This window comes from Rhodopseudomonas sp. B29 (genome assembly GCF_000333455.1).
In the GTDB taxonomy this organism is placed as follows: domain Bacteria; phylum Pseudomonadota; class Alphaproteobacteria; order Rhizobiales; family Xanthobacteraceae; genus Rhodopseudomonas.
The window spans coordinates 1-2,004 of the sequence record NZ_BADD01000678.1 but is presented as its reverse complement, the minus strand read 5'-3'; the positions used below and the strand labels follow the sequence as shown (position 1 = coordinate 2,004).

Genomic DNA, 2,004 nt, shown 5'->3' with positions numbered 1-2,004 from the left:
GCCGACCATCCTGCTGATGGGCAATCACGACAAGCGCGAACGCCTTCGCGAAATTCTTTCCCCGCGCGCCGCGCGACGCTGACGGCTTCGTGCAGACCGTGCAGCTGTTCGATGCCCGCCACCGTCGTGACGCTGGATACGCTGAACGAAGACGCGCCGAACCACGAAGGCCTGCTTTGCGAGTCACGGCTGGCGTTCCTCGAACACGCCCTCGCATCGGCGCCGGTTGATCGTCCGCTGTTGCTATTCCAGCATCATCCGCCGTTCGACACCGGGCTTCGCTACATGGACACGATCCGGCTCGCCAATCCCGACGCCGAATGGGACGTGATCGCCCGGACCCGCAAGCCGGACTACCTGTTCATGGGCCATCTGCATCGCCCGATCGGCGGCGCCTGGCGCGGCATCCCGTTCCACATCCAGCGCGCGCTGGCGCATCAGGTGGCGTTCGATCTGGTGACCGAAGGCCATATCCCCGGCTCACACGAGCCGCCGGACTACGCCCACGTCACAGTCGACGGCGACCGTATCGTCATCCACCAGTGCTCGTTTCTCTACGACGGCCCGCTGTTCTCGCTGCACGACAAGGCGGCTCTCGAGCGGGCCGCATTCTGAGCGGCGCCCGCCGCGGCTGTTGTGCGGCACGACGCATCGACTGAAAACGCCCGCGCGTCGGCTTCGCGCGGGCGTTCTTGTGAGACCCGGCCGCGCGTTCAAGGCCGGAAAACAACCTCAGTAGGTCGCGGCCAGATAGTCCACGATGTTGTCGACGTCGCCGGCTTCGATCGGCGCACCGTACACCTTGATCATCTTGGTGACTTCGGCCTGCCAGAACGCCTTCTTGTTGGTCTGCGGCGGCTGCGTGGCGATGTAGTCGGCCGAATGGCACAGGCTGCAGTTGGCCCGGACAGTATCCACATGAGGGCCGGGTTTGAACGCCGCGGTCTCGTCGGGGAGTTTGTAGTTGAACGGCTTGGCTATCGCGGCGGCACACAGGCCGGTCAGGGCGACACCGACACAGGCGACGGCAAACAGCTTCGATGGCTTCATCGTCGTCTCCTTCAGCCCACGGCCACGTTGGTGGTTTCGACCACGTTGCGCATGTAGCCGGCCGGATTCCACAACGGCTCCATCGGCTGCGTCTTGCCGTCGTTGCTGGTGGCGCGCACCATCAGGGTCTGCGCTCCCTTCGGCAGATCGACCTTCGCGCTCCACTCACGGAACGAGAACTTGCCGAGATCCTTGCCGAGCTTGGCGGGCTTCCAGGTCTTGCCGCCATCGATCGAGACGACGACGTCCTTAATGCCGCTGCCGCCGTCGAACGCGATGCCCTTCAGCGGCGTCGCGCCGGCTTTCAGCTTCTGCCCGTCGGTCACATTGGTGATGAAGGAGCGGACGTTGAAGCGATTAATCGGGATGGTGGCTTTCGGCGAGGTGCCGGGCTCGACGCAATGGCAGTCGTTGTCGGGAATCCGATAGGCCGACTTCATCCAGAACCCGTCGAACACATCGTCGATGACGGTGATTGCGTTGAGATGCTTGACCCAGTAGGTGCCGTAGTAACCGGGCACGATCAGGCGCAGCGGGAAGCCGTTGAGATACGGCAGATCGGCGCCGTTCATCTGATAGGCCAGCATCACCTCGCCGCCTCGCGCATGATCGATATCGAGCGCCTTGGCGAAATCCGGCGTCTTGTCGATCACCGGACCATCCATGCCGCCGAACACGACCTGCTTGGCGCCGGACTGCACGCCGGCTTTGTCGAGCACCGCCTTGAGCGGCACGCCCTTCCAGCGCGCATTGCCCATCGCGCCGTTGCCGAGCTGGCCGCCGGCGACGCGCGGCTTGAAGAAGCCGCGGCTGTTACCGGAGCATTGGTTGACGGCGACGATCTCGACCGACGGCATGGCGCGAATGTCGGCCAGCGACAGCTTCAGCGGCTTGTCGACCTTGCCTTTGATTTCGACGGTGAATTTGTCCGGATCGATATCGAGCGGGATCCCG

Annotated in this window: 3 protein-coding genes; 1 reads left to right on the top strand and 2 read right to left on the bottom strand. The window is 64.1% G+C overall.

The genetic code is table 11. From position 1 onward, the window contains the following. The first annotated feature begins 111 nt into the window (after positions 1-111). On the top strand, positions 112-615 hold the full coding sequence (locus I5M_RS30575; protein ID WP_244432089.1) for a hypothetical protein: 504 nt from the start codon (positions 112-114) through the stop codon (positions 613-615). Between the two features lie 117 nt (positions 616-732). Here I5M_RS30575 and I5M_RS24455 read toward each other — a convergent pair whose 3' ends face one another. Continuing rightward, positions 733-1,050 (bottom strand): hypothetical protein, encoded by a 318-nt coding sequence (locus I5M_RS24455; protein WP_022723794.1) that lies wholly within the window; start codon positions 1,048-1,050, stop codon positions 733-735. 11 nt (positions 1,051-1,061) lie between these two features. Further along, positions 1,062-2,004: molybdopterin-dependent oxidoreductase (locus I5M_RS24450; protein WP_022723793.1), on the bottom strand; the 943-nt coding region annotated here is incomplete at its 5' end.

Coding starts and splice junctions, on each gene's coding strand:
- I5M_RS30575 (WP_244432089.1), top strand. CDS start 112: ATGCCCGCCACCGTCGTGACGCTGGATACGCTGAACGAAGACGCGCCG.
- I5M_RS24455 (WP_022723794.1), bottom strand. CDS start 1,050: ATGAAGCCATCGAAGCTGTTTGCCGTCGCCTGTGTCGGTGTCGCCCTG.